We start from the raw sequence: 23,341 nt of genomic DNA on the forward strand, positions 1-23,341 counted from the left end.
AACAGCCGGGCAGCACGTCAGGCGGAGGGCTCCGCGTCCTCCGTGTACAGCCGCACCCAGTACTCCGTCGCCGCGACATGCGCCGACGCCGCGGTCGATGCCGCGACCGGGTCGGCGGCGGCGAGTCCGCGCAGGATGGCGCGGTGCCCGGCATCCGAGTTCCGTTTGAGCTCGGCCGCGTCGTCGGCATCCGGGATGCGATAGGCGCGCGACCGCGACCGCAGCACCTCGATGAGACTCGTGAGAGCGTCGTTGCCCGCGACCTTCGAGATCGTCATGTGGAAGGCGTGATCGAGGCGCGAGTGCTCCTCGAAGTCGTCGCTCGCCTCGATCTCGGACAGGATGCCGTCGAGCACCGCCACGGTGTCGTCGTCGATGCGGGCGGCGGCGAGCGCTGCCGCGTGCGGTTCGAGCACGCGGCGGAGCTCGGTGAGTTCGAGCACTCCGGCCATGGGCAGCAGCCCGACGGTCAGCGAGAGGCTGCCGATGAGGTCGGCGGCACGCAGCTCGCCGACGTAGCTGCCAGAGCCGTGCCTCGTCTCGAGCACGCCGAGGGCGGCCAGCATCCTGATCGCTTCGCGCAGCGACCCGCGGGAGACGCCGAGCCGTTCGCACAGCTCGCCCTCGCTGGGGAGGCGGTCTCCGGGGCGCAGCGCGCCGTCGGCGATCAGGGCGCGCAGCCCGTGCAGCGCTGTGTCCAGTGCGCTCATCGTCATCCTCTCTGACACCGCCCCGCCCCTCGTGAAGTCTGTCGGAATGTGCCGGCCGCGAAAACTCGTATGACAACTATGTTTCATCTTCGCGTTTTCGTGGCGCTATCGGGAGCAGTGTGGCAAAGTTGTGCAACAACTCGCCCCCCACTCACCGATGAGGACCGATGCCCGATCCGTTGTTCCCTGCACCGCTCACGCTGAAGTCCGGCATCCGTGCGCGTGAGGCGTGGCCCCTCGACCCCGAGGTCGTCCACCTCAATCACGGGTCATTCGGTGCGGTCCCGTCCGCCGTCGTCGCGCATCAGGACGCCCTGCGCCGCCGGGCCGACCTCAGCCCGGTGGAGTGGTTCCCGCGGATCTCCGAGCGTGTGCGCGAGGCGCGCGAGCGCACGGCCCCGTTCGTCGGCGCTCGCCCCGACGACAGCGTCTTCGTGCCGAACGCCTCGGCCGCCGCGACCGTCGTCTACAACGCGCTGCAGCTCGAGGCCGGCGACGAGATCCTCGTGACCGATCAGGGGTACGGCGCGATCACCATGGGCGCCGAGCGCCTGGCGCGCCGCTTCGGCGCGACCGTCCGCGCCGTCGCCCTGCCGCTCCTCGCCTCCGACGACGAGATCGTCGAGCTCTTCGCCGCAGCCCTCAGCCCGCGCACCCGGCTGATCGTCGTCGACCAGATCACGTCGCCCACGGCGCGCGTGCTGCCGACCCGCCGCATCGCAGACCTCGCCGGCGAGAGCGGCGTCCGCACGCTGGTCGACGGCGCGCACGCCCCCGGCCTCATCGCGGATGCCGCGGCCGTCGCAGGCGGCGACTGGTGGTTCGGAAACCTGCACAAGTGGCCCTGCGCGCCGCGCGGCTCGGCGCTGCTCGTCACCACCGCACCCGACCGCGACGAGCTGTGGCCGCTGATCGACTCGTGGGCCGCGCGCGAGCCCTACCCCGAGCGCTTCGACACCCAGGGCACGATCGATGCGACCACCTACCTCGCCACCCCTGCCGCGATCGACTTCGTCGAGGACGAGTTCGGCTGGGCCGCGGCGCGCGTCGCGATGGCGCAGATCGCGGATGCCGGTGCCGAGTTGATCGCTGAGGCCCTGCGCCCCTACGGCGACGAGGACCCGCTGACCCCGCTTCCCTCCCCCGTGCCGTCGATGCGCCTCGTGCGTCTGCCGCTCGGCCTCGGCGCCTCCCGCGAGGAGGCCGACGCCCTCCGCATGGACCTGCTCGACGCCGTCGGCGTGGAGACCGCGTTCACGAGCTTCCGCGGCGTCGGCTATTTCCGCCTGTCGGCACACCTCTACACCGAGGCCGCCGACTTCGCAGCCTTCGTCGACCGCTGCGTCCCGCAGATCCTCAGCCGCGCCGGCATCCGCACCGCCGACCGCGTCGTCGTCTCCTGACTTCCCGATCCCTTCCCTACCCGACCCACCACACCCAGAAATTGAGAGGCACCTCGTGAAGAAGAACCGCATCTTGACGGCCGCCGCGGGTTTCGGCACCGTCGCCGTCCTCGCGCTGACCGGCTGCTCCGGCGGCGGGGGCTCGTCGTCCGACGGCACCACCACCCTGCAGATGGTCGAGAGCCTGACCAACCCGGCCCGCACCGAGCTCATCCGCGGGCTGCTCGACCAGTTCGAGCAGGAGAACCCCGACATCAAGGTCAAGCTCGTCTCGCCGCCCACCGAGCAGGCCGACCAGAAGATCCAGCAGATGCTGCAGTCCGGCAAGGGCGTCGACGTGCTCGAGGTCCGTGACATCACGGTCGGCCCGTTCGCGAACAACGGCTGGCTGTACGACCTCGGCTCCGACCTCGAGAAGTGGGACGGCTGGGACGCCCTGACCGAGAACGCGCAGTCGGCGTCGGTCGCGGCCGACGGCAAGAGCTACTTCGTCCCCTACGGCTTCTACGGCCTGTCGCTGTTCTACCGCACCGACCTCGTCGAGGAGGCCGGCTTCGACGGCCCGCCGCACAGCTGGAAGGATCTGCTCGAGCAGGCCAGCGCGATCCAGGACCCGTCGAACAACATCTACGGCTACGCCTTCCGCGGCGGGGCGAACGCCAACAGCAACGTCGTCGCCGCGATCGAGGCGTACACGATCGACGGCCTCGACACCGAGGACGCGTTCCTCATGGAGGACGGTTCGACGATCTTCGCGGCGCCCGAAGCGCAGGAGGCCGTCGACGACTACTTCGACCTCTTCAAGAAGGCCTCGCCGCCGTCGGCCGTGTCGTGGGGATACCCCGAGATGGTCGCCGGCTTCACGAACGGCACGACCGCGTTCCTGCTGCAGGACCCCGAGGTCATCGCCACCGTGCAGGACTCCTCGCTCACCGAGGACCAGTGGGACACCGCTCCGCTGCTCGTCGGCCCCTCGGGCAAGGCCGCGCAGCCGCTGGCCGTCGCCGGCTGGGGCGTCGCCGAGAAGAGCGAGAACAAGGATGCCGCGGTGAAGCTCGTCGAGTTCCTCTCGTCGGCGGAGCCTGCGACCGAGTTCGCGCAGGCCAACAGCCTCGTGCCGATCATCGCCGACGCGGCGGACGACGAGTTCTACTCGACCGGCCCGTGGACGAGCTACGTCACCATGACGGAGGACCCGGAGACGTACGTCAACGTGCGTCAGCCGCGCGGCGTCAGCTGGTGGACCGAGTGGATCCAGAAGTCCGACCAGGATGTGCAGAACGTCCTCCTCGGCAACATGTCGACCAGCGAGCTGCTCGAGTCGTGGGACACCTTCTGGACCGAGAAGTACGCCGCGGAGAAGGGTTGACCCGTGGCATCCGCTCTTCGTGAGAGAGGCTCCGCCGGCGTCGCCGGCGGGGCCTCCCCCGGCTCGCGCCGGCGCCCGTTCAAGGCGCGTCACGCTCTCACCCTGCTGGCCTTCATGGCCCCGGCGATCGTGTTCGTCGTGTGGTTCACGTACTGGCCGATGCTGCAGGGTGCGCGCATGGCCTTCCACGACTGGAACCTGTGGGACCTCACCTCCACGCCCTGGGTCGGCTTCGACAACTTCGTCACCGTCTTCCAGGACCCGGCTTTCCCCGTCGTGGCGTGGAACTCGGTGCTGTGGGTGGTCGGCTCCCTCGTGCCGCAGCTCGTGATCGGGTTCCTCATCGCGCTCGCCCTGCGCAAGCGCTTCAAATTCCGCGGGCTCTACCAGGCCCTCGTCTTCTTCCCGTGGGCCGTCTCGGGCTTCCTCATCGGGATGCTGTTCCGCTGGATGTTCAACGCGGAGTTCGGCGTCGTCAACGACCTGCTCATGAAGGCCGGCCTGATCGACGCGCCGCTGCCGTGGCTGGCCGACCCGAAGCTCGCGATGTTCGCGGTCATCGTGGCGAACATCTGGTACGGCGTCACGTTCTTCGCGATCATGATCCTCGCGGCGCTGCAGTCGGTCCCCGACGAGATGCTCGAGGCCGCGAGCCTCGACGGCGCGGGCAAGGTCCGGCAGCTGTTCTCGATCATCATCCCGTACATCTCCATGACGCTGCTGCTGACGATCCTGCTGCGCGTGATCTGGATCTTCAACTTCCCCGACATCATCTACGCGATGACGAACGGCGGACCGGCGAACCAGACCCACATCGTCACCACCTGGATGATCAACTACACGCAGCAGGGCAACTACGGCATCGCGAGTGCGATCGGCCTCATCGTCGTCGCCTTCCTGTTCGTGTTCTGCGCGTTCTACCTGATGGCGATGCGGAGGGCCCAGCGATGACCATCACCACCCCCACCGGAACCACCATCACCGAGACCCGCCGCATCACGGTGCCGGATGCCGCGACGGCGCCGCGCACGACGCAGCGGCGCATCACGGTCGGCGGCGTCGTACGCGTCGTCGGTCTCGGACTGTGGCTGCTCATCACGCTGTTCCCGCTGTACTGGATCGCCCTGACGTCGTTCAAGTCGCCGGGCACGATCAACCGGTTCCCGATCGAGTACTGGCCGAGCGAGCCCTCGCTCGACAACTACGTGAGCCTGTTCCAGCAGAGCTCGTTCGGGGTGTTCCTCGCGAACTCGGCGATCGTCGCCGTGATCGCCGGCGCCGTCGCGACGCTGATCGCGCTGCTCAGCGCGTACGTGATCGCGCGGTTCGAGTTCCGCGGCAAGGGCACCGTGCTCGTGGCGTTCCTGCTCACGCAGATGATCCCCGCATTCATCGCGCTGGGACCGCTGTACTCGATGATGACCGACCTGGGCCTGGTCGACTCCAAGCCCGGCCTCATCCTCGTGTACATCGCGATCTGCATCCCGTTCTCCACCGTCATGCTCCGCGGGTTCTTCGAGAACGTGCCGGACGCGCTGGAGGAGGCGGCGATGATCGACGGATGCTCGCGCTTCGGCGCCCTGTTCCGCGTGCTCGTCCCCGTGATGACGCCCGGCATCATCGCGGCGTTCATCTTCAACTTCGTGAACTGCTGGAACGAGCTGTTCCTGTCGGTGGTGCTCATGAACACCGACGAGAATCGCACCGTGCCGTCGGCGCTGAACGGCTTCATCTCGACGTTCAACATCGACTGGGGCTCGATGAGCGCCGCCGCCGTGCTGACGATCCTGCCGACGATGGCGATGTTCGCCCTCGCCAGCCGCTGGATCGTGCAGGGTCTCACCGCGGGTGCCGTGAAGGAGTAGCCGCCCCTCATTCGCCGACGCCCCGTCCGCTCGCCGACGCCCCGCCTGAGATTCGTGATCCAGGCGGGGCGTCGGCGCGCAGCCGGGGCGTCGGCGCGGAAAGAACCGTGCTCAGACGAGGCGGGTCTTCGGCGACGTCTCGTACGTGCGCTCGGCGTCGCGGTTCACCGTGTCGCCGAGGGCCTCGTCGATCGCGGACAGCGTGTCGGCGTCGAGCTTCACACCGGACGCCTTGACCGTGTCGGCGAGCTGCTCCGGACGCGAGGCTCCGACCAGGGCGGCGGCGACGTTCGGGTTCTGCAGCACCCACGCGATCGCGAGCTGCGGCATGGTGAGACCGGCCTGCTCGGCGATCGGCTTGAGCTTCTGCACCGCCTCGAGGATGTCGTCCTTGAGGAAGCTCTTGATGAAGTCGGCGCCGCTGTGCGGGTCGGTCGCGCGCGACCCCTCGGGCACGGGCTGCCCGGGCAGGTACTTTCCGCTGAGCACGCCCTGCGCCATCGGCGACCAGACGATCTGCGAGATGCCGAGCTCCTCCGACGCGGGAACGACCTTGCCCTCGATGACACGCCACAGCATGGAGTACTGGGGCTGGTTCGAGATGAGCTGGATGCCGAGCTGCTTCGCGAGCGCGTGACCCTCGCGCAGCTGCTCGGCGGTCCACTCCGAGACGCCGATGTAGAGCGCCTTGCCCTGACGGACGATGTCGGCGAACGCCTGGAACGTCTCCTCGAGCGGGGTCTCGTAGTCGAAGCGATGCGCCTGGTACAGGTCGACGTAGTCGGTGCCGAGGCGCTTCAGCGATCCGTTGATCGAGTCCATGATGTGCTTGCGGCTGAGGCCGGTGTCGTTCGGGCCCTTCGCGCCGGTCGGGAAATACACCTTCGTGAAGATCTCGAGACCCTCGCGGCGCTGACCCTCGAGCGCCTTGCCGAGGATGACCTCGGCCGCGGTGTTGGCGTACGCGTCGGCGGTGTCGAACGTGGTGATCCCGGCGTCGAGGGCGGCGTGCACCGTCTTGACGGCCGCGTCGTCTTCGACCTGCGATGCGTGGGTGACCCAGTTGCCGTAGGTGATCTCCGAGACCTTGAGGCCGCTGTTTCCGAGGTAGCGATAGTTGACCATGAGCCAACGCTACTCGCGCACACCGGCATGCTGGGCCGGTTGCGGCATCCCGGATCACGCCGGCGCGATATCGGGCGACTGCCGGCCGCCCCGCGCGGACTGCACCGCGATCGTGACGACGGCGACGAACGAGGCGAGGCTCGCGACGTAGAGGACGCGAGACCACGGCGAATGGTCGCCGCCACCGATTCCGTAGGTGTCGGCGAGCCCCATCCCCGCGGTGAAGGATGCCACGAAATAGGCGGGCACGCCCATCGTGAGGATCGAGAGGAAGAGCATCGCGGCGAGCCGGGGCGGCGCCGACCTCGCGATGACGATGATCGCGACGGCGACCGCGAGCGCGACTCCGATCCCCAAGACCAGGAACACCATCTCGGCGCCCAGACTCTCGTTGGCGCTGCGCATGTCTGCTCGAATGTCGTCGAGTGTCAGACCGGGCGCGGCGGCGATCGGGTTCAGCACGAGGATCTGCACCGCAGCCAGCCCCGCATAGAGCATCACGAGGAGGACGCCGACGACGGATACCAGGATGCGGGAGCGACGCGACGTCATGTCCTCACCGTAGGAGCGCTCGCTGAGAGCATCCCGAACTCGACGCCTTCATACGGCCTCGACGGACCGGGCCGGTCAGCCCTGCGACTGCAGCATCCGCTCCTGCTCCTCCAGCGTCTGAGCTTGCGCGCGCTGATCGGCGCGCTCTCGCTCCTGCTCCGCCTCGCGCCGCTCTGCACGGGTCTGCGGAGCCGCCGCATCCGCCTCGGCCTGGATGCCGTTCGACTGCTCGTTCACGATCGCGGCCCGGTCGCGGAAGCCTTCGGCAGTGACCTTGTCGAGGGCGACCTGCTTGCGGATCGCCAGCGCCCGCTCGTACAGCGAAGGGTCGCCGTACGACGTGAGCACCTTCACGAGCACGGGCAGCAGCTCGATCATGAAGAAGAGCGCCGCGATGAGGATGTGGGCCCAGAGGATCGCGGGCTCCTTCTCGCTGAGCCGGTTGAGGCCGCTGATCTGGCTGAGCAGTCCGGTGGCTCCCGCGTTGCCGGAGGCCACGGACTCGGCCCGCGCGTTGTACGCCGCGAGCGCCGACTCGTAGGTGTCGCGGGCGGCCGGGAGCTGGTCCTGCGCCTGCTGGCGGTTCTGCGTCTCCGAGGTCGAGGTGTTCTCCTTCGCGGCGGTGCCGGCGGCGGCGAGCTCCTCGTTCGCGGTGCGCAGCTGCGCGGCGAGCGCGTCGTAGGTCTGCTGTGCCTCGGCGAGCTGCGCCTGCGCGGCGTCCGAGCTCGCGCCCTCGCCGTTCACACCGGTGCAGCCCGGCACGGAGCCCGCGCCCTCGCCGGTCAGCTCGCACTGGTAGAGCACGCGCGCCTGGTCGATCACGGCCTGCTGCGCGGTCATCTTCGCGGTGAGGTCGTCGACCGTGGCCTGCGCGGCGGACTCGGTCGCCGACGACGACTCGGTTCCGGCCACGATGCCCGTCGCGGCTTGGTTCTCGAGCTCGGCCACACGGTCGGATGCCGCGTCGAGGGCCTTCTTCTCGGGCCCCGTCTCGAGGGCCTCCTGGTCGGACTGCGCCTGCGTGATGTTGGTGGCGGCGACCTCGCGCGAGATGTCGTTGTGGAAGATCTGCAGCACGAGCGGCTCGGCGACCACGAAGCCGATGATCGCGGCCATGATGACCCGCGGGATGGCGAGGCCGATCAGGCGCCACACGTTGCGGGTCGATGTCATGGTCGAGGTGAGGAAGCGGTCGAGGTTGAAGATGATGAGTGCCCACACGATCGCCAGCGGCACGGCCAGCCAGATCGCCGCCTGCACCCCGGTGGTGAGGGCGAAGAGCATCGAGATCGCCGAGACGAGGGCGGTCCCCGCGAGCACGAAGAACATCTGCACGAAGCGCGGCGTCTCGCCGGGGACGCGGTCGAGGATCTCCCCCTCGGCGCCGCCGAGGATCGCGAGCGTCCGCAACCGGGACCCGGGCACCCGGGGCTTCCGCTCGCGGGGCTTCCGCCGCGGCTTCGGCTCGCGAGAGGCGGATGCCGCGGCATCCGTCTCGTCCTCCGGCGTCACCGCGGCGGCGTCGATCGGCACGGTCGGCTGCGCTTCGGCGCGGTCGTCGGCACCGGTCGGCTCGTAGGCGCGCAGGAAGTCCAGGTCGTCCGTGTCAGCGTTCGGGTCGCTGTCGAGGATGATCCGGCCCTGCGAATCGAACCGTCCTGGACGGTGAGCGGAATAGGGCATCCCGACAATCTACGAAATGCCGCCTGTGGAACACGTGGACGGGACCTGAATCTCCGCCGCGAGGTCCGGCGGTTTTCACGCCGGCAGCATACGGCGCAGCGTGTGCTCGTACCCGGCGAGCGCGACGTCGAGAGGGAAGTGCCCGGCAGCGCAGAGGGTGCCGAGACCGTGCACGAGACCCCACACTCCGACGACATCCTCCGCGGTGTCCAGCCCGGCCGCGGCCGCGGCGCGCGACAGCTGTCCCTCGAGTTCGGCGATCAGTGGCGCCATGGTCGCGCTCGGCTCGCCGGGGATGCAGACGGTCGGATCGTAGATGACGTCGAAGCCGTGCGGATTCTCGACCGCGTAGCGGATGTAGGCACCCCCGCCCTCGATCACCGCCGAGATCGCGTCCGGTGCGTTCGCGATCGCGACGCGCACGGCCTCGACGAGGTCGGCCATGCTGCGCTCGGCGAGCACCTTGAGCAGACCGCGGCGGTCGGAGAAGTGGTGGTACGGCGCGTTGTGGCTCACGTCGGCGGCGCGGGCGACCTCGCGCAGGCTGATGTCCTGCGCCGGGCGGTCGGCGAGCAGCTGCATCGCCGCCGCCTCGAGGGCGTGGGCGAGGTCGCCGTGGTGATAGCCGGAACGAGAACTTGACACGAGCAACATTGTTCCCCATCTTGACAGTGTCCACCTTATTGACAGTGTCAACATTGGAGCAGCCATGACCACCGCCCTCGTCCTCGACGGTCACCCAGACGCCCGCTCGCTGACCGCCGAGCTGGCCCGGCGCTACGCCGCGGCTCACGGCGACGCCCGCGTCCTCGCGGTTCGCGACCTCGCCTTCGACCCGTCGTTGCGCTTCGGCTACCGCGAACGCATGGAGCTCGAGCCCGACCTGGCGGATGCCAAGCGGATGCTGAGCGAGGCCGCGTCCGTGATCGTGGCGACTCCGCTGTGGTGGGGCTCCGTCCCCGCCGTGCTCAAGGGCTTCTTCGACCGCGCGCTGCTGCCGCAGCAGGAGTATCGCTACACGAAGCTCGGCCTTCCCGAGGGGCTGCTCCCCGGCCGTCACGGCCGGCTGCTCCTGCTCGCCGACACCCCCTGGTACGCGGTGCCGTTCACGGGGCTGCCGGCGCAGAGGCAGGTCGCCCGCAACACACTCCGCCTCTGCGGCATCCGCGCGGTGCCCACGCACCGGATGCTCGGCGTCAAGACGGCGAGCCCGGAGCGCATCGCATCGTGGATCGCGCGCGTGGAACAGCACGGCCGCCGCGACGGCATCCGCGACGCCGGTCGCTCACAGGCGGGTCAGGCCATCGCGGCCGAGGCCGCTTCATCCTCCGTGGTCGCGACGAGCTGACCGCAGGCGCCGTCGATCTCCTTGCCGCGGGTGTCGCGGAGGGTCGTCGGGATACCGGCGTCGTTGAGTCGGCGCACGAACTCGTCGGTGACGTCACGGTCCGACGACGTCCAGATCGAGCCGGGCGTCGGGTTGAGCGGGATCGGGTTCACGTGCACCCAGCCCCGCCCGCGCGCATTGAGCTTCTCGGCGAGGAGGTCGGCGCGCCACGCGTGGTCGTTCATGTCCTTGATGAGCGCGTACTCGATCGAGACGCGGCGGCCGGTCTTGGCGTAGTAGCCGTAGGCGGCGTCGAGTGCCTCGTCGACCTTCCAGCGCGAGTTCACCGGGATGAGCTCGTCGCGAAGGTGGTCGTCCGGCGCGTGCAGCGACAGGGCGAACGTCACCGGGATGTTCTCGTCGGCGAGCTTCTTGATCGCCGGCACGAGACCGACGGTCGAGACGGTGATGCCGCGCGCGCTCATACCGAGGCCGTCGGGCTGCGGGGCGACCATGGTGCGGACGGCGTCCATGACCCGCTTGTAGTTCGCGAGCGGCTCGCCCATGCCCATGAAGACGATGTTGGAGACGCGTTCCATCGAGTGGTCGTCGGCCTTCTTGCCGCCCAGCTCGCCGTTCGCGATCGCCCGGTTGGCCCGCACGATCTGCTCGATGATCTCGGCGGTCGACATGTTGCGCGTGAGGCCGGCCTGGCCGGTCGCGCAGAACGGGCAGTTCATGCCGCATCCGGCCTGCGACGACACGCACAGCGTGATGCGGCCGGGGTAGCGCATGAGCACCGACTCGACGAGAGCGCCGTCGTGCAGACGCCAGAGGAATTTGATCGTGTCGCCGCGGTCGGTCTCGAGACGGCGCACCTCGGTCATGAGCGGGGGCAGCATGCCGGCCACGAGGTCGTCGCGGATTCCGGCGGGAAGGTCGGTCATCTCCGCCGGGTCCGACGTGTAGTGGCGGAAGTAGTGGGTCGCGAGCTGCTTCGCCCGGAAGCCCGGCAGCCCGAGCTCGGTGACCTTCTCGACGCGCTCGGCCGGAGTGAGGTCGGCCAGGTGCACGGGCGGCTTGCCGCGCTTCGGGCTCGCGAACTGCAGGAGCGGCCGACCCTCGGCATCCTTCTGCTGGGTCCAGCCCTCGGTCGCCGGGCGCACCTGGGTGCCGCCGGTCGAACGGATCGCGGTCCCCGAACGGGACGACGCGGGCGCTGCCTGAGCGCGCGTCTCGCGCGTGCGGGGATTCTCGGTCATGTCTCCAGGGTACCGGGGGCCGGGTGGGAGCGGCCTGGGCGGTCGGGCCGGCGTCGGCGGCCCTGCCTAGACTGGCCACCATGGACCTCGTGTGGATCATCGGAATCGTCATCGCCGCCCTGATCGTGGTCGCCCTGCTGTCGCGGTCGTTCCGGGCGATGCGCCCGCAGGCTCCCGCGACGCCCGGTTCGCCGGCCGGCCACCCGGGCCCCGCCGTCACCCTGCCGCCGGATGTCGTGGCCGAGATCGACCGGCTCGTCGCCGCCGAGCAGAAGATCCAGGCGATCAAGGTCTATCGAGACCACACCGACGTGAGCCTGCGCGAGGCGAAGAACCGCATCGATCGCTGGGTGGTGGGTTCCGCGCCGGCGACGACGGCGATCCCGCTCACGGCATCGTCGCCGACGGATGCCGCGGCGCTCCGCTCGTCTCTCCCGGCCTCCGTCGCGGCCGAGATCGATCGCCTGGTCGCGGCCGAGCAGGCGATCGCCGCGATCAAGCTGCTGCGCGAGCACTCCGGGCTCGGGCTCAAGCAGTCGAAGGACGCGATCGACGTCTGGCCGTCGCACAGCTTGTAGCTACAGGTGCGCGTCCGAGAGAATGGACGCATCCCCCCACTGAAGGAGCCTCGATGCCCGACCGTCTCGACCGCGCCCGCGCCACCGGCGTCCTCGCCGTCCTCCGCGCACCCTCCCCCGAGCTCGCTCTCGAGGCGTCCGAGGCGATCATCCGCGGCGGGGTGACCGGCATCGAGGTCACGTTCTCGACCCCCGATGCTCCCGCCGTCATCCGCGAGCTCATCGCGCGCCACAGCGACGCCGCCTACGTCGGAGCAGGCACCGTGACCACCACCGAGCAGGCGACGGCCGCGGCCGACGCCGGCGCCGAATTCCTCGTCAGCCCCGGCACCCTGCCGGCGCTCACCCGCACCATGCTCGACACCGGTCGCGTCGTCATGACGGGAGCCATGACCCCGACCGAGGTCATGGGCGCTCTCGAGCTCGGCGTCGACGTGGTGAAGATCTTCCCCGCCTCGCTCGGCGGCCCCTCGTACCTCGGCGCGCTGCGCGGGCCGTTCCCCGATGCGCCGCTGATGCCGACCGGCGGCGTCACGCCCGACAACCTCGCCGACTGGTTCGGGGCAGGGGCCGTCGCCGTCGGAGCCGGAGGCGACCTCGCGAACGGCGCCTCGATCAAGAACTCCGACTGGGACGACCTCGAGCAGCGCGCAGCGCGCTTCGCCGCCGCCCTCGCCGCTTCCCGCAGCTGACGCGCGTGACGGTCGGAGTCTGACCGTGCCCGCGCTCGACTCCTGGGCGTGGGCTGCGCTCAGCCTCGCCGCCGTCACGATCGGCATCTCCAAGACAGCGCTCCCCGGCGCGAACATCCTCGCCATCGCGCTCTTCGCGACCGTGCTTCCCGCCCGCACCTCCACGGCGGCGATGCTCCTGCTGCTCATGGTCGGCGATGTCTTCGCGATCGCCGCGTATCGCCGCCACGCGCACTGGCCGACGCTGCTGCGCCTCGCGCCGGCGGTCGTGGCAGGTCTCCTCGTCGGTTTCGCCTTCCTCGCGATCGCGGGCGACGGCATCGTGCGCCGGGCGATCGGCGTGATCCTGCTGCTCATGATCGCGGTGACGCTGTGGCGGCGGTGGCGACAGAGTCGGCGGGAGGTGCAGGAGACGCCGCGCGGCGGCATCCTGCTCGCCGGCACCTACGGAACGCTCGGCGGTTTCACGACCATGGTCGCGAACGCCGGCGGACCCGTGATGTCGATGTACTTCCTCGCGACCCGCACACCGGTGCAGGTGTTCCTCGGCACATCGGCCTGGTTCTTCGCGATCATCAACGTCACGAAAGTGCCGTTCCTGGCCGGACTCGGCCTCTTCCATCCGCCGGTGCTGCTGATGGATGCCGCCCTCGCACCGCTCGTCGTCATCGGCGCGCTGCTCGGACTCGTCGTCGCGCGGCGGCTGAACCAGGTGCTGTTCGACCGGATCGTCATCGTCCTCACCGTGGTCGGCGCGGTCTACCTGCTGTTCTGACGGCGATCGGAGAAGCGCCACCCGTCCCCCTCGTCAGTCCAGGAAGATGTCGGGGAAGAGGCGGTCGTCGGGGGTGCCCGGCACCGCCGCGTACCGTGAGAAGTCGGTGACGCCGTCGGCCTCGAGCACATCCTCCACGATGAGCGTCTGCCCCGTGTACCCGCCGGCGGGCTTGGTCAGCACCGAGTAGGCGGCGTCGGCATAGATCTCGGCGGTGCGGCTCGCGGCCATGACCTTGTCTCCGCCGAGCAGGTTCTGCACGGCCGCTGTCGCGATGGTCGTGCGCGGCCAGAGGGTGTTGGCGGCGATGCCGTCGCGGGCGAACTCCGCCGCGAGACCCAGCGTGACCATGGTCATGCCGAACTTCGCGAGCGTGTAGCCGGTGTGCGCGCCGAGCCACTTCGGCGTCGGGTTGAGGGGCGGCGACAGCGACAGGATGTGCGGGTTCTCGGCATCCTTGAGCATGGGGATCGCGGCGCGCGACAGCATGAAGGTGCCGCGCACGTTCACGTCCTGCATGAGGTCGTACTTCTTGGCCCCGAGCTCCAGCGACCGAGAGAGGTCGATGACGCTGGCGTTGTTGACGACGATGTCGATGCCGCCGAACTCGCCCTGGGTCTTCAGCACGGCCTCGGTGATGTCGTCGTCGTCACGGACGTCGCCGACGATCGGCAGCGCCTGCCCGCCCGCCGCGCGGATCTGCTCCGCCGCGGTGTGCACCGTGCCCTCGAGCTTCGGATGCGGGGAGTCGGTCTTCGCGAGCATCGCGATGTTCGCGCCGTCGGCCGCGGCACGCAGGGCGATCGCGAGGCCGATGCCGCGGCTGCCGCCCGACATGAGGATGGTCTTGCCTGCCAGTGCGCTCATCGCCCACCTTTCCGTTTCGAATCGCGTGAATTGCAGTTCTGCCGCCCCGATTCGTGCAAAGCGCGCGATTCGAAAGCCGGCAGGGTGCTCACTTCGGCGCCATGCGGATCGCGCCGTCGAGGCGGATCGTCTCGCCGTTGAGGTAGCCGTTCTCGACGATCTGGCGCACGAGCGATGCGTACTCGTCGGGCCGGCCGAGCCTCGACGGATACGGCACCTGGGTGCCGAGCGAGTCCTGGGCCTCCTGCGGCAGTCCCATCAGCATCGGGGTCTCCATGATGCCGGGTGCGATCGTGCACACGCGGATGCCGTAGCGGGCGAGCTCGCGCGCGACGGGGAGGGTCATGGCGTGGACGCCGCCCTTCGACGCCGAGTAGGCGGGCTGCCCGATCTGGCCGTCGAACGCGGCGACGCTCGCGGTGTTCACGACCACGCCGCGGTCACCGCCCTCGACGGGGTCGTTCTTCGCGATGACGGCTGCGGCCTGGGACAGCACGTTGAACGTGCCGACGAGGTTGATGCGCACGATGCGTTCGAAGTCGGCGAGCACCGCCGGGTTGCCCTCGCGGTCGAGCACCTTGGCCGGGGGCGCGATACCCGCGCAGTTCACGACGATGCGCAGCGGAGCGGCGTCCTGTGCGGCACGGGCGGCTGCTGCGGCATCCTCGGCGTTCGTCACGTCGCCGGGGCTGAACACGCCCCCGAGCTCGTGGGCGATCTCCGCGCCGGCGGACGACGGGAGGTCGAGGATCGTGACGACGGCCCCGTCGGCGGCGAGCGCCCGCGCGGTGGCGAGGCCGAGGCCCGACGCGCCGCCGGTGACGAGAGCGCTGGATCCCTGGATCTGCATGCGGTTCCCCTTCGAACGTGTGCGACTCGGTGCCAGCCTAACTGATTCCGAGTGTCATCCCGATCGCCGCGTCGTCCCGGCGATCGCTCCGAGCCTACGACACCCGGCGCGGCGGATCAGAGCCGCGGGCGCAGACGCGAGGATGGACGCATGAGCATCCCCGAGGCGGCGCTGCCGGTGCCCGAGATCGTCCGCTCGCTCGCGGGCGGCGCCGCGCTCACGCCCGTGTGGCGGAACTCCCTCGGCGGCGTGACCTTCCGCACCGACGACGGCCGCTACATCAAGTGGGGCCCGCACGACGCCGAGGCGAACATGCGCGACGAGGCGGAGCGGATGCGGTGGGCTCGCCGCTGGACGACGGTCCCCGAGGTCCTGGACCAGGGTCAGGATGCCGCGCACGAGTGGCTCGTGACGACGGCGCTGCCCGGCCGCAGCGCCGTCGACCCGCGATGGGTCGCGGATCCTGCCACGGCGGTGCGAGCCGTCGGCGCGGGGCTCCGCGCGCTGCACGACGCCCTGCCGGCCGCCGAGTGCCCGTGGTCGTGGGACCCGGCGTCGCGCATCGCGAACGCGGCGCAGCGCGGCATCCGCGCCCCTGACGATCTGCGGGTTCCGCCGCCGGTCGACATGCTCGTGGTGTGCCACGGCGACGCCTGCGTGCCGAACACGCTGCTCGACGACGACGGCCGCCCACTCGGCCATGTCGACCTCGCCGCGCTCGGCGTCGCCGACCGCTGGGCCGACATCGCGGTCGCCTCGATGAGCACCGAGTGGAACTACGGGCGCGGGTGGGAGGACGCCCTCATCGAGGCGTACGGCGTCGCACCCGACCGCGCGAGGATCGACTACTACCGGCGGCTCTGGAACGAGACCTGAGCCGCCGGCAGCGGTCGCGCGGTATGTCAGGCCGGGGCGCCCTCGGCGGCATCCGTGCTGTCCGACGAGCCGGACTCGTCGTGCAGCACCACCCGGATCTCCGAGATGCGTCGGCGGTCCACCGCGGTCACGCGGATCGTCGCGCCGGGCACCTCGACCGAGTCGCCCACCACCGCGAGGCGGCCGAGCATCTCTGTCACGAAGCCCGCGACCGTGTCCGACGCCCCGCGCGGCAGCGCGATCCCGGTGATCTCGGCGAAGTCGCCGAGATTGAGGCGGCCGTCGAGCGACCCGCCGGCGGCGGGGATGCGGTCCTCGGTGTCGTACTCGTCGAAGATCTCGCCGACGACCTCCTCCACGAGGTCCTCGAGAGTGACGATGCCGTCGGTGCCGCCGTACTCGTCGACGACGACGGCGATGTGGTGGCCGGCCGCACGCAGCCGGGTGAGCGTCGGCAGCACCCGCGCGGTGGACGGCAGGTATTCGACGGGACGCGCGAGACTGTCGACCGTCCGTGACGGATCGGCCACCGCGGCCTCGAACAGGTCGCGCACGTGCACGAAGCCGACGATGTCGTCGATCGAGGCGTCGACCACGGGGTACCGCGAGAACGGCAGCTCCGTGACCTGCGCCATCGATTCGGCGATCGTGGCCGTGCCGTCGAGCGCGACGACCTCGGGCCTCGGGCGCATGACCTCGCTGACCTGGCGGTCGCGCAGCGACAGCACGTCGTCGAGGATGCGGCGCTCGTCGTCGGGGAGGCTCTGGTGCGTCGCGACGATGTCGCGCAGCTCCTCCTCGCTCAGCTCGTCGGCGGTCTTGTGCGGATCACCGCCGAGCAGACGCACGAGCGCGTTGGTCGAGACCGAGAGCAGCCAGATCACCGGGCGCATCACGGTCGCGAAGCCGTCGAGCACCGGAGCCACGGCGTAGGCGAACTGCGCGTTGCGCTGGATCGCCAGGCGCTTCGGCACGAGCTCGCCGAGGACGAGCGACAGGTACGCGATCAGCAGGGTCAGGATGACGGTCGCGAGCGTGAACGACAGCTGCTCGTCGAGGCCGAGCGACTGCAGGAGCGGCGCGACCGACGGCGCGATCGAGGTCGCACCGTAAGCGGCCGATGCGAAGCCGGCCACCGTGACGCCGATCTGCACGGCCGAGAGGAACGTGTTCGGGTTGCGGGCGAGGCCCGCGACCTTCGCGCCGCGGCGCCCGCGGGCGGCGATCGCGTTGATCTGGCTCTCCCGCAGCGTGACGAGGGCCATCTCCGTCGCGGCGAACACGCCACCGACGAGGACGAAGACGAAGACGAGTGCGATGTTCCACAGCAGGTCGCCCATCATCGGGTCGCCTCCTGCGGCGAGGTGGTGCCCGAGGTCATTCGGGCACCGGGTCTGTCAGGGTCTGCGGACGCGTCGGAGCGGCGCGACTGGTTCACGAGGGGTCCTTGTCTGTGCGAGGGGTGGTGTCGGCGGGAGTGCCTGCGGAGGAGGAGTCGAGGGCGGCGCGACGGTCGTCGCGTCGGGTCTTGGCGAGGCTCGCGACGGTGGCCACGGCGATCGTCGCGCCGATGAAGACGAGCGAGAACCAGATCGGGATCTCGGGGGCCCACAGCATCGGCTCGCCGCCGTTGATGAACGGCAGCTCGTTGACGTGCATCGCGTGGAGCACGAGCTTGACGCCGATGAAGGCGAGGATGACGGCGAGTCCCTGAGCCAGGTACACGAGGCGCTCGAGCAGACCGCCGATGAGGAAGTACAGCTGACGCAGGCCCATCAGGGCGAAGGCGTTGGCCGTGAAGACGATGTACGCCTCCTCGGTGAGGCCGTAGATCGCGGGGATCGAGTCGACGGCGAAGATCAGGTCGACGAAGCCGATCGCGATGATGACGAGGAACATCGGCGTCACGAAGCGGCGACCCGCCTTGACGACGGTGAGGCGGTCTCCGGCGTACTCGTCGCTGACGGGGAGGATGCGGCGGACGAACCGCATGAAGCGTCCGTCGGCGGGGTTGTGGTCGCCGCCCGCGAACGCCTGGCGGTACGCGAGCACGAGCAGCAGGGCGCCGAACAGGTAGAAGATCCAGGAGAAGTTCTCGATGAGCGTGGCGCCCAGGGCGATGAACGCGCCGCGCATGATGAGCGCGATCACGATGCCGATCATCAGCACCTTCTGCTGATAGATGCGCGGCACCGCGAAACCGGCCATCACGATGAGGAAGACGAACAGGTTGTCGATCGACAGCGCCTTCTCGGTCAGGTAGCCGGCGAAGTACTCTCCGCCGAACTCCCACCCGGAAACCACTCCGATGCCGACGCCGAACAGCAGGGCGAGGCCGATGTAGAAGGCCGACCAGCGGGCGGACTCGCCGACGGTGGGCTCGTGCGGCTTGCGGACGTGCGCGAAGAACTCGTACACGAAGAAGGCGATCGTTACGAGGATCGTGATGATCCAGACGAGGGGGGTGATGTTCACAAGGGTCTCCGAGAACTGGCGCGACAGGGTCTACGCCAAGGTCTTCTCCATCCTCGAACGAGGACCGGGGACCCGGGATGCAGGGACATCCGTAATGACGAGCCACCCGTGTCGGAGTACTCCCCTTGGGTTACGTCGATGGTAGCGAACCCGCGGGCACCGGGGCTATGAAAAAGCTGAATATCGAGATTCCGCGCGGCGTGGGAGTCGTCAGGCGGTCGGACCGAGGATGAAGTTCCACGCGCCCGTGACCACGGCGACCGCGATCGCGGCGACCGGGATGACCGCCGCCACGACGACGAGCGCCGTGTCCCTGCGGTCCCACCGCGACGGACGCGCCCACGACCGGGCACCGGAGCCGCCGAACCCGCGCGCCTCCATGGCCGTGGCCAGTGACGAGCCGCGACGGATCGCCAGCACGAACAGGGCGAACGCCATGCCGAGCGCCCGGCGCACCCTGCCCTCGTCGGCGACCCCCCGCGCGCGCCTCGCCAGCGCCAGGGCACGCCAGTCGTCGGCCAGGAGTCCCAGCATCCGCATTCCGGCGAGCGCGCCCACGACGAAGCGGGCGGGCAGGCGCAGGCGCTGCGCGAGGTCGTCGGCGAGATCGGTCGGATCGACCGTGACGAACAGCACGACAGCCGGGAGGCCGATCGCCAGCACACGAACCGCGGTGGCGGCGGCGAGCGCGAGCGACCCGTCGCTGACCCTCATCACGAACCATTCGACGTGAACCGTGCCGCTCGTCGCGCCGTAGAGGGCGATCGTGACCGCGCTGAGCGGTGCGGCGATCCAGAGCACGGCGGTGCGCAGCCAGTACTCCCGCGGCCTCAGCCCCGCGAGCAGCAGCACGGGGATCTCGAGCACCAGGGCGACGGATGCCGAGACGACGTCGATCGTCAGCACGAGCGGCAGAGCGATCAGCAGCGCGGCGGCGAGCTTGGCGAGCGCGGAGCGGGGAGCGATGGGCCCTGTGCGGTCGACGCGGGCGGTCAGCGGGTCGATCATCGTCCGACCTCGATCCGTCCGGCGTGGAGAGCACTGAGCACGGCCTTGTCATGACTGATCGCGACGATCGCGGTGCCCTCGTCGCGGAGAGCGGCCATGAGGCCCACCAGCTCGGCCCACGTCACGGCATCCTGTCCGAAGGTGGGCTCGTCGAGCACGAGCATGCGCGGCCGGGTGGCGATCGCCGCCGCCACCGTCAGCCGCCGCTTCTCGCCGCCGGACAGCGTGTACGGGTTGGCGTCCGCGAGGGCGCGGAGCCGCAGGCGGTCGAGCAGGTCGTCGGTGCGGGACGCGGTCTCGTCGGGCGCGAGCCGCAGGGCGCGGGGGCCGACCGCGAGCTCCTCGCGAACCGTCTTGGCGAGCAGCTGATGCTCCGGCGTCTGCAGCACCGTCGCGATGCGCGTCAGCAGCGCCCGCGACGACCAGGCGAGAGGATCGGGCGTCTCGCCCGCGGCGAGCGACGCCGTCGCACGCACTGCTCCCTCCTCGGCGGGAATCAGCCCGGCGAGCGTGAGTCCCAGCGTCGACTTGCCCGCACCGTTCGGCCCGGTGATGCCCAGCACCTCGCCCGCGTGCACCGCGAAGTCGAACGGGCCGGCGACCGGCAGTCCCCGGCGACGCGAGACCCGCAGCGCCCGAGTCTCGATCAGAGGCTCCCCCGGCTCCGTGCGCGGCGCAGGAGGAAGAGCAGGCGGGTGGCCGGGGACCCAGACGCCCGATGCCGCGAGCTCAGCGCCGCGGGCACCCAGCACGGCCTCGGGCGTGCCGTCGGCCAGCACCACCGTGCTGTCGTCGTCCGCGCCGAGTACGATCACCCTGGTCACGAGGGGCAGCCACACGTCGATGCGGTGCTCGATCACCACGAGCGTCGCCCCGGTGCGGTCGAGCGCTGCGCCGACGGCATCCCGCACCTCGCCCACACCCGCCGGGTCGAGGTTCGCGGTCGGCTCGTCCAGGAGGATCGCACCGGGGCGCATGGCCAGCACGCCGGCCAGCGCGAGGCGCTGCTTCTGTCCGCCGGACAGTGCCGCCGTCGAGCGGTCGAGCGCGACGTCGAGCTGCACAGCATCCAGCGCCTCGCGCACGCGGGCCCAGATCTCGTCCCTCGGGACGCCGAGGTTCTCGCAGCCGAACGCGACGTCGTCGCCGACCCGCGCCAGGATCGTCTGTGTGTCGGGGTCCTGCAGCACCATGCCGACGCGTCCGCGCGCATCCACGGGGGCCTGCCCGTCGACGAGGAGCTGCCCGAGGGTCTCACCCTCGTCGGCTCCGCCCAGCACGCCGCCGAATCCCTGCAGCAGGGTGGACTTGCCCGAGCCGGAGGCGCCGAGCAGCAGCACCCGCTCCCCCGGCTCGATGCGCAGCTCGACGTCGCGGACCGCCCACCGACGGCGCGTGGCGTACCGCCACCCCCAGCCGCGCGCCTCGAGCGCGGCGGGCTGCACGGCGGCCGTCACACTCGTGCGGTGACCTCGCGGCCGGCGGCGAACCGGCCGAGTGCCCCCGTGGCGGCCAGCCCGCGTGCGATCAGCCAGCCGCCGAGGCCGGCGATGACCGCGCCCGAGATCGTCGTCGAGACGATGTACACGACCGTGAACAGGGTGTCGGCACCCGCGTACCAGAGGATGCGGTCGTTGATGCCGCACGCCAGACCTGCACCGGCCCCGGCGAGCATCGCGACCGGCAGACGCCACACACCGTAGAGGAAGACGAGGAGGACCAGCTCGGCACCCAGACCCTGCACGATGCCGGAGACGATCGTGAGCGGGCCCCACGCGTTGCCGACGAGAGCGGAGATGACGGCGGCGACGAGCTCGGTGTACAGGGCTGCGCCCGGCTTGCGGATGATGAGCCCGCCGAGGACGCCGGCGATCAGCCATGGGCCGGCGAGCAGGCCCTGCACGCCGGGCAGCAGCGGCTTCAGGAGGCTGCTGGGGACCTCGTATCCCACGTTCCACAGCAGGAAGATCAGCGCGCAGGCGACGGCGATGACACTGGCGACGACGATGTCGACGACCCGCCAGCGCCAGAGCTCCGGGCGGCCGAGCCCCTTCGGGGATGCGGTGGCGGTGACGGATCCGGTGGTGGATCCGGACGTGGATGTGCTCATTGAATGCTCCTCCCTGCGCTGGCATGACCCAGATCAGGTTCGACGGTCGAAGCGCGATTCGCTCCCTCTCAGCCCGGCTCGCCGGACTCCCGTGGTTGTGCTGACGATCTTACCCAGTCACCCGACACTTGTGTCGCCTCCGCCCGACGCACCACGGATCTCGGCGGCGATTCGGTTACCGTGAGGGGGTGACCGCTCCAGACTCCGCCGAGGCCACCTCCGTCGCACCGTCCGCGACCACGAGCGACGCGACCCCTGCGTTGACGCGCCCCGCCCCTCCGGCAGAGCGCGACGGCCTGGACGAACTCGGCATGCGAGAGGTCGATGGCACCCCCGAAGCGCGCTGGGCCGAGGACGGCACGGGCGCCACCGCGCTCACCTGGGTCGACGCGACAGCCGTGGAGGAGTCGACCGCGGTCCCTTCGCTCAGCGGGGATGACGATCCTGACCCCGCCAGCACGATCATGCGCGGGGCCCGACTCCGTTCCCGGGCCGCCTCGGCCGGCGTGCTCGTGCCGATCGGCGTGCTCGTCGGGCTCGTCGGCACGTATGCGGGAGCCACGATGCTCTGGCCTCTGCACGAGATCCCGCCCACGGTGCAGACCGCGGAGTTCGCGTCGACGGCCGCGCCGGCCGCCGGCATCCTCTGGCCAGCGCAGGGAAGCGCCGCCGTGGGAGTCGGCGGCATCAACACGACGGCGTCGACGCTGGACCCTGCAGCGATCGCGAGCGTGACCAAGGTCGTGTCGAGCCTCATGGTGCTCGACAGGATGCCGCTGCAGCCCGGAGAACAGGGTCCGGAGTTCGCGTTCACGCGCGCCGACAACCTCGCCTACTGGCAGTATCGACGCTCCGACCAGTCGTCGCTCGACGTGCCCGTCGGCGGCACGCTCACCGAGTATCAGCTGCTGCAGGGCACGCTCATGGGGTCGGCCAACAACTACATCGACCGGCTGGCCCGCGAGATCTGGGGGACGGAGGCCGCCTTCGCCTCCGCCGCGCAGGTGTGGCTGCGCGACCGCGGCCTCGACGGCATCACCGTCGTGACCCCCTCGGGCTTCGACGACCGCAACACCGCGACGCCCGAGGCGCTCGTCGCCCTCGCGGAGCGCGCGATGCAGAACCCGGTGTTCGCGAGCATCGTCAGCACGACCTCGGTCGACCTGCCCGGAGCGGGCACGGTCGTGAACACGAACGGGATGCTCGCGGATGCCGGCGTCGTCGGCGTGAAGACGGGAACCCTCGGTGAGAGCTGGAACCTGCTGACGGCCAAGGACATCACGGTCGACGACACGACGGTGCACCTGTACGCCGCGGTGCTCGGACAGGCCGACGACGAGCAGCGCCTGTCGGAGACGCGGGCGCTCTTCGCGCAGGTCGAGGCCGCGCTGACCGCGCAGGAGCCCGCCGTCCCCAGGGGGACGGTCGTCGGCACCGTCACGACGCTGTGGGGCACGACGATCGACATCGTCACCGCTGCGGACTCCGACGTCGTGCTGTGGAACGGCGCGGGAGCGCAGAGCACCCCCACGTTCGATCTCGGCGACCACCGCGACGACGGCGACGAGGTCGGGACGCTGCTGGTGGCGGGTCCGCTCGACTCGGTCGTCACGCCGCTCGCCCTCGACGCCGATGTCGAGGGACCGGATCCGTGGTGGCGGCTCACGCACCCCTTCGAGCTGTTCGGCATCAGCGAAGCGCAGCGCTGACGGGCCGGCCGCGCGCCCGTTCCCTTGGCACCCGCTGCGGGAGTTCCACGGGAACTGCGAGGTCGGTGTCGACTCAGCGGGGCGCGCGAGCGGCCTGGTGACCAC

23 protein-coding genes and 1 riboswitch are annotated in these 23,341 nt (G+C 70.3%); of the genes, 10 read left to right on the forward strand and 13 right to left on the reverse strand.

Features of this window, described 5'->3' with window-relative positions; all coding sequences use genetic code 11:
- Positions 1–17 precede the first annotated feature (17 nt).
- The gene (locus RAC69_RS04110; protein ID WP_375085313.1) at positions 18–710 is read right to left on the reverse strand and encodes a FadR/GntR family transcriptional regulator; all 693 of its coding nucleotides are present in this window, start codon (positions 708–710) and stop codon (positions 18–20) included.
- A gap of 167 nt (positions 711–877) precedes the next feature.
- On the opposite strand from RAC69_RS04110, the gene RAC69_RS04115 reads away from it, so the two are divergent.
- The 4 genes from RAC69_RS04115 to RAC69_RS04130 are packed head-to-tail and all read left to right on the forward strand — an operon-like array spanning position 878 to position 5,347.
- Complete coding sequence (locus RAC69_RS04115) at positions 878–2,113, forward strand: aminotransferase class V-fold PLP-dependent enzyme (RefSeq protein WP_375085315.1); 1,236 nt, start codon at positions 878–880, stop codon at positions 2,111–2,113.
- Positions 2,114–2,168: 55 nt separating this feature from the next.
- Positions 2,169–3,482, forward strand: coding sequence for an ABC transporter substrate-binding protein (locus RAC69_RS04120; RefSeq protein ID WP_375085317.1), 1,314 nt, complete (start codon positions 2,169–2,171; stop codon positions 3,480–3,482).
- A gap of 3 nt (positions 3,483–3,485) precedes the next feature.
- Positions 3,486–4,433, forward strand: a complete 948-nt coding sequence (locus RAC69_RS04125) for a sugar ABC transporter permease (protein WP_341933237.1) — start codon at positions 3,486–3,488, stop codon at positions 4,431–4,433.
- Positions 4,430–5,347, forward strand: coding sequence for a carbohydrate ABC transporter permease (locus RAC69_RS04130; RefSeq protein WP_375085318.1), 918 nt, complete (start codon positions 4,430–4,432; stop codon positions 5,345–5,347). The genes RAC69_RS04125 and RAC69_RS04130 overlap by 4 nt, the downstream gene beginning before the upstream one ends.
- Before the next feature lie 111 nt (positions 5,348–5,458).
- Here the strand turns inward: RAC69_RS04130 and RAC69_RS04135 are convergent, their stop codons facing one another.
- The 4 genes from RAC69_RS04135 to RAC69_RS04150 form a co-directional block, all read right to left on the reverse strand.
- Positions 5,459–6,472 carry an aldo/keto reductase family protein gene (locus tag RAC69_RS04135; protein WP_341933235.1) on the reverse strand — a complete coding sequence of 338 codons (1,014 nt, stop codon included), beginning with the start codon at positions 6,470–6,472 and terminating at the stop codon, positions 5,459–5,461.
- 54 nt (positions 6,473–6,526) lie between these two features.
- Positions 6,527–7,024, reverse strand: coding sequence for a hypothetical protein (locus RAC69_RS04140; protein ID WP_375085319.1), 498 nt, complete (start codon positions 7,022–7,024; stop codon positions 6,527–6,529).
- Between the two features lie 75 nt (positions 7,025–7,099).
- Entirely contained in the window at positions 7,100–8,707 is a 1,608-nt protein-coding gene (locus tag RAC69_RS04145; protein WP_375085321.1) for a DUF4407 domain-containing protein, read from the reverse strand.
- Between the two features lie 75 nt (positions 8,708–8,782).
- Entirely contained in the window at positions 8,783–9,361 is a 579-nt protein-coding gene (locus RAC69_RS04150) for a TetR/AcrR family transcriptional regulator (RefSeq protein ID WP_375085323.1), read from the reverse strand.
- Positions 9,362–9,416: 55 nt separating this feature from the next.
- Between RAC69_RS04150 and RAC69_RS04155 the strand changes: the two genes are divergently transcribed.
- Positions 9,417–10,055, forward strand: coding sequence for an NAD(P)H-dependent oxidoreductase (locus RAC69_RS04155; protein ID WP_375085324.1), 639 nt, complete (start codon positions 9,417–9,419; stop codon positions 10,053–10,055).
- Here RAC69_RS04155 and rlmN read toward each other — a convergent pair.
- On the reverse strand, positions 10,004–11,296 hold the full coding sequence (rlmN, locus tag RAC69_RS04160) for a 23S rRNA (adenine(2503)-C(2))-methyltransferase RlmN (RefSeq protein WP_375085325.1): 1,293 nt from the start codon (positions 11,294–11,296) through the stop codon (positions 10,004–10,006). The two genes, RAC69_RS04155 and rlmN, sit on opposite strands and share 52 nt — an antisense overlap.
- An 80-nt stretch (positions 11,297–11,376) precedes the next feature.
- On the opposite strand from rlmN, the gene RAC69_RS04165 reads away from it, so the two are divergent.
- From RAC69_RS04165 to RAC69_RS04175, 3 genes are read left to right on the forward strand one after another with little or no spacing between them, the layout of a single operon-like run.
- A complete protein-coding gene (locus RAC69_RS04165; RefSeq protein ID WP_375085327.1) occupies positions 11,377–11,874 on the forward strand; it encodes a hypothetical protein in 498 nt (165 codons plus the stop codon).
- Between the two features lie 53 nt (positions 11,875–11,927).
- Positions 11,928–12,566, forward strand: coding sequence for a bifunctional 4-hydroxy-2-oxoglutarate aldolase/2-dehydro-3-deoxy-phosphogluconate aldolase (locus tag RAC69_RS04170; RefSeq protein ID WP_375085328.1), 639 nt, complete (start codon positions 11,928–11,930; stop codon positions 12,564–12,566).
- A 25-nt stretch (positions 12,567–12,591) separates the two neighbouring features.
- Positions 12,592–13,341: a sulfite exporter TauE/SafE family protein gene (locus tag RAC69_RS04175; protein ID WP_375085330.1), complete on the forward strand. Its 750-nt coding sequence runs from the start codon at positions 12,592–12,594 to the stop codon at positions 13,339–13,341.
- A 33-nt stretch (positions 13,342–13,374) separates the two neighbouring features.
- Here RAC69_RS04175 and RAC69_RS04180 read toward each other — a convergent pair whose 3' ends face one another.
- Together RAC69_RS04180 and RAC69_RS04185 are read right to left on the reverse strand one after the other, a co-directional pair.
- Positions 13,375–14,208, reverse strand: coding sequence for an SDR family oxidoreductase (locus RAC69_RS04180; protein ID WP_375085332.1), 834 nt, complete (start codon positions 14,206–14,208; stop codon positions 13,375–13,377).
- Positions 14,209–14,296: 88 nt separating this feature from the next.
- On the reverse strand, positions 14,297–15,058 hold the full coding sequence (locus RAC69_RS04185; RefSeq protein ID WP_375085334.1) for an SDR family NAD(P)-dependent oxidoreductase: 762 nt from the start codon (positions 15,056–15,058) through the stop codon (positions 14,297–14,299).
- Between the two features lie 150 nt (positions 15,059–15,208).
- On the opposite strand from RAC69_RS04185, the gene RAC69_RS04190 reads away from it, so the two are divergent.
- Positions 15,209–15,934 (forward strand): phosphotransferase, encoded by a 726-nt coding sequence (locus RAC69_RS04190; protein ID WP_375085336.1) that lies wholly within the window; start codon positions 15,209–15,211, stop codon positions 15,932–15,934.
- Positions 15,935–15,960: 26 nt separating this feature from the next.
- Here RAC69_RS04190 and RAC69_RS04195 read toward each other — a convergent pair whose 3' ends face one another.
- The 5 genes from RAC69_RS04195 to RAC69_RS04215 all read right to left on the reverse strand — a co-directional run bounded on the left by RAC69_RS04195 (position 15,961) and on the right by RAC69_RS04215 (position 21,527).
- A complete protein-coding gene (locus tag RAC69_RS04195) occupies positions 15,961–17,274 on the reverse strand; it encodes a hemolysin family protein (RefSeq protein ID WP_375085338.1) in 1,314 nt (437 codons plus the stop codon).
- Positions 17,275–17,368: 94 nt separating this feature from the next.
- Positions 17,369–18,409, reverse strand: coding sequence for a TerC family protein (locus RAC69_RS04200; RefSeq protein ID WP_341933224.1), 1,041 nt, complete (start codon positions 18,407–18,409; stop codon positions 17,369–17,371).
- Between the two features lie 210 nt (positions 18,410–18,619).
- Positions 18,620–19,417, reverse strand: a complete 798-nt coding sequence (locus tag RAC69_RS04205) for an energy-coupling factor transporter transmembrane component T family protein (protein ID WP_375085340.1) — start codon at positions 19,415–19,417, stop codon at positions 18,620–18,622.
- Positions 19,414–20,874 (reverse strand): ABC transporter ATP-binding protein, encoded by a 1,461-nt coding sequence (locus tag RAC69_RS04210; protein ID WP_375085341.1) that lies wholly within the window; start codon positions 20,872–20,874, stop codon positions 19,414–19,416. The genes RAC69_RS04205 and RAC69_RS04210 overlap by 4 nt, the downstream gene beginning before the upstream one ends.
- Entirely contained in the window at positions 20,871–21,527 is a 657-nt protein-coding gene (locus tag RAC69_RS04215) for an ECF transporter S component (RefSeq protein ID WP_375085343.1), read from the reverse strand. The genes RAC69_RS04210 and RAC69_RS04215 overlap by 4 nt, the downstream gene beginning before the upstream one ends.
- Positions 21,521–21,630: riboswitch (TPP riboswitch) on the reverse strand. Its footprint overlaps the gene before it by 7 nt.
- An 85-nt stretch (positions 21,631–21,715) precedes the next feature.
- Here RAC69_RS04215 and RAC69_RS04220 point away from each other — a divergent pair.
- The gene (locus RAC69_RS04220) at positions 21,716–23,236 is read left to right on the forward strand and encodes a D-alanyl-D-alanine carboxypeptidase family protein (protein ID WP_375085344.1); all 1,521 of its coding nucleotides are present in this window, start codon (positions 21,716–21,718) and stop codon (positions 23,234–23,236) included.
- The last annotated feature ends 105 nt before the right edge of the window (positions 23,237–23,341 follow it).

The sequence above is a fragment of the Microbacterium sp. LS_15 genome (assembly GCF_041954735.1).
In the GTDB taxonomy this organism is placed as follows: Bacteria; Actinomycetota; Actinomycetes; order Actinomycetales; family Microbacteriaceae; genus Microbacterium.

What these genes read in the sequence shown, in the direction of transcription:
- RAC69_RS04110 (WP_375085313.1), bottom strand. Translation starts at nt 710, where the DNA reads ATGAGCGCACTGGACACAGCGCTGCACGGGCTGCGCGCCCTGATCGCC.
- RAC69_RS04115 (WP_375085315.1), top strand. Translation starts at nt 878, where the DNA reads ATGCCCGATCCGTTGTTCCCTGCACCGCTCACGCTGAAGTCCGGCATC.
- RAC69_RS04130 (WP_375085318.1), top strand. Translation starts at nt 4,430, where the DNA reads ATGACCATCACCACCCCCACCGGAACCACCATCACCGAGACCCGCCGC.
- RAC69_RS04135 (WP_341933235.1), bottom strand. Translation starts at nt 6,472, where the DNA reads ATGGTCAACTATCGCTACCTCGGAAACAGCGGCCTCAAGGTCTCGGAG.
- RAC69_RS04140 (WP_375085319.1), bottom strand. Translation starts at nt 7,024, where the DNA reads ATGACGTCGCGTCGCTCCCGCATCCTGGTATCCGTCGTCGGCGTCCTC.
- RAC69_RS04145 (WP_375085321.1), bottom strand. Translation starts at nt 8,707, where the DNA reads ATGCCCTATTCCGCTCACCGTCCAGGACGGTTCGATTCGCAGGGCCGG.
- RAC69_RS04150 (WP_375085323.1), bottom strand. Translation starts at nt 9,361, where the DNA reads ATGTTGCTCGTGTCAAGTTCTCGTTCCGGCTATCACCACGGCGACCTC.
- RAC69_RS04155 (WP_375085324.1), top strand. Translation starts at nt 9,417, where the DNA reads ATGACCACCGCCCTCGTCCTCGACGGTCACCCAGACGCCCGCTCGCTG.
- rlmN (WP_375085325.1), bottom strand. Translation starts at nt 11,296, where the DNA reads ATGACCGAGAATCCCCGCACGCGCGAGACGCGCGCTCAGGCAGCGCCC.
- RAC69_RS04165 (WP_375085327.1), top strand. Translation starts at nt 11,377, where the DNA reads ATGGACCTCGTGTGGATCATCGGAATCGTCATCGCCGCCCTGATCGTG.
- RAC69_RS04170 (WP_375085328.1), top strand. Translation starts at nt 11,928, where the DNA reads ATGCCCGACCGTCTCGACCGCGCCCGCGCCACCGGCGTCCTCGCCGTC.
- RAC69_RS04180 (WP_375085332.1), bottom strand. Translation starts at nt 14,208, where the DNA reads ATGAGCGCACTGGCAGGCAAGACCATCCTCATGTCGGGCGGCAGCCGC.
- RAC69_RS04185 (WP_375085334.1), bottom strand. Translation starts at nt 15,058, where the DNA reads ATGCAGATCCAGGGATCCAGCGCTCTCGTCACCGGCGGCGCGTCGGGC.
- RAC69_RS04190 (WP_375085336.1), top strand. Translation starts at nt 15,209, where the DNA reads ATGAGCATCCCCGAGGCGGCGCTGCCGGTGCCCGAGATCGTCCGCTCG.
- RAC69_RS04195 (WP_375085338.1), bottom strand. Translation starts at nt 17,274, where the DNA reads ATGGGCGACCTGCTGTGGAACATCGCACTCGTCTTCGTCTTCGTCCTC.
- RAC69_RS04205 (WP_375085340.1), bottom strand. Translation starts at nt 19,417, where the DNA reads ATGATCGACCCGCTGACCGCCCGCGTCGACCGCACAGGGCCCATCGCT.
- RAC69_RS04215 (WP_375085343.1), bottom strand. Translation starts at nt 21,527, where the DNA reads ATGAGCACATCCACGTCCGGATCCACCACCGGATCCGTCACCGCCACC.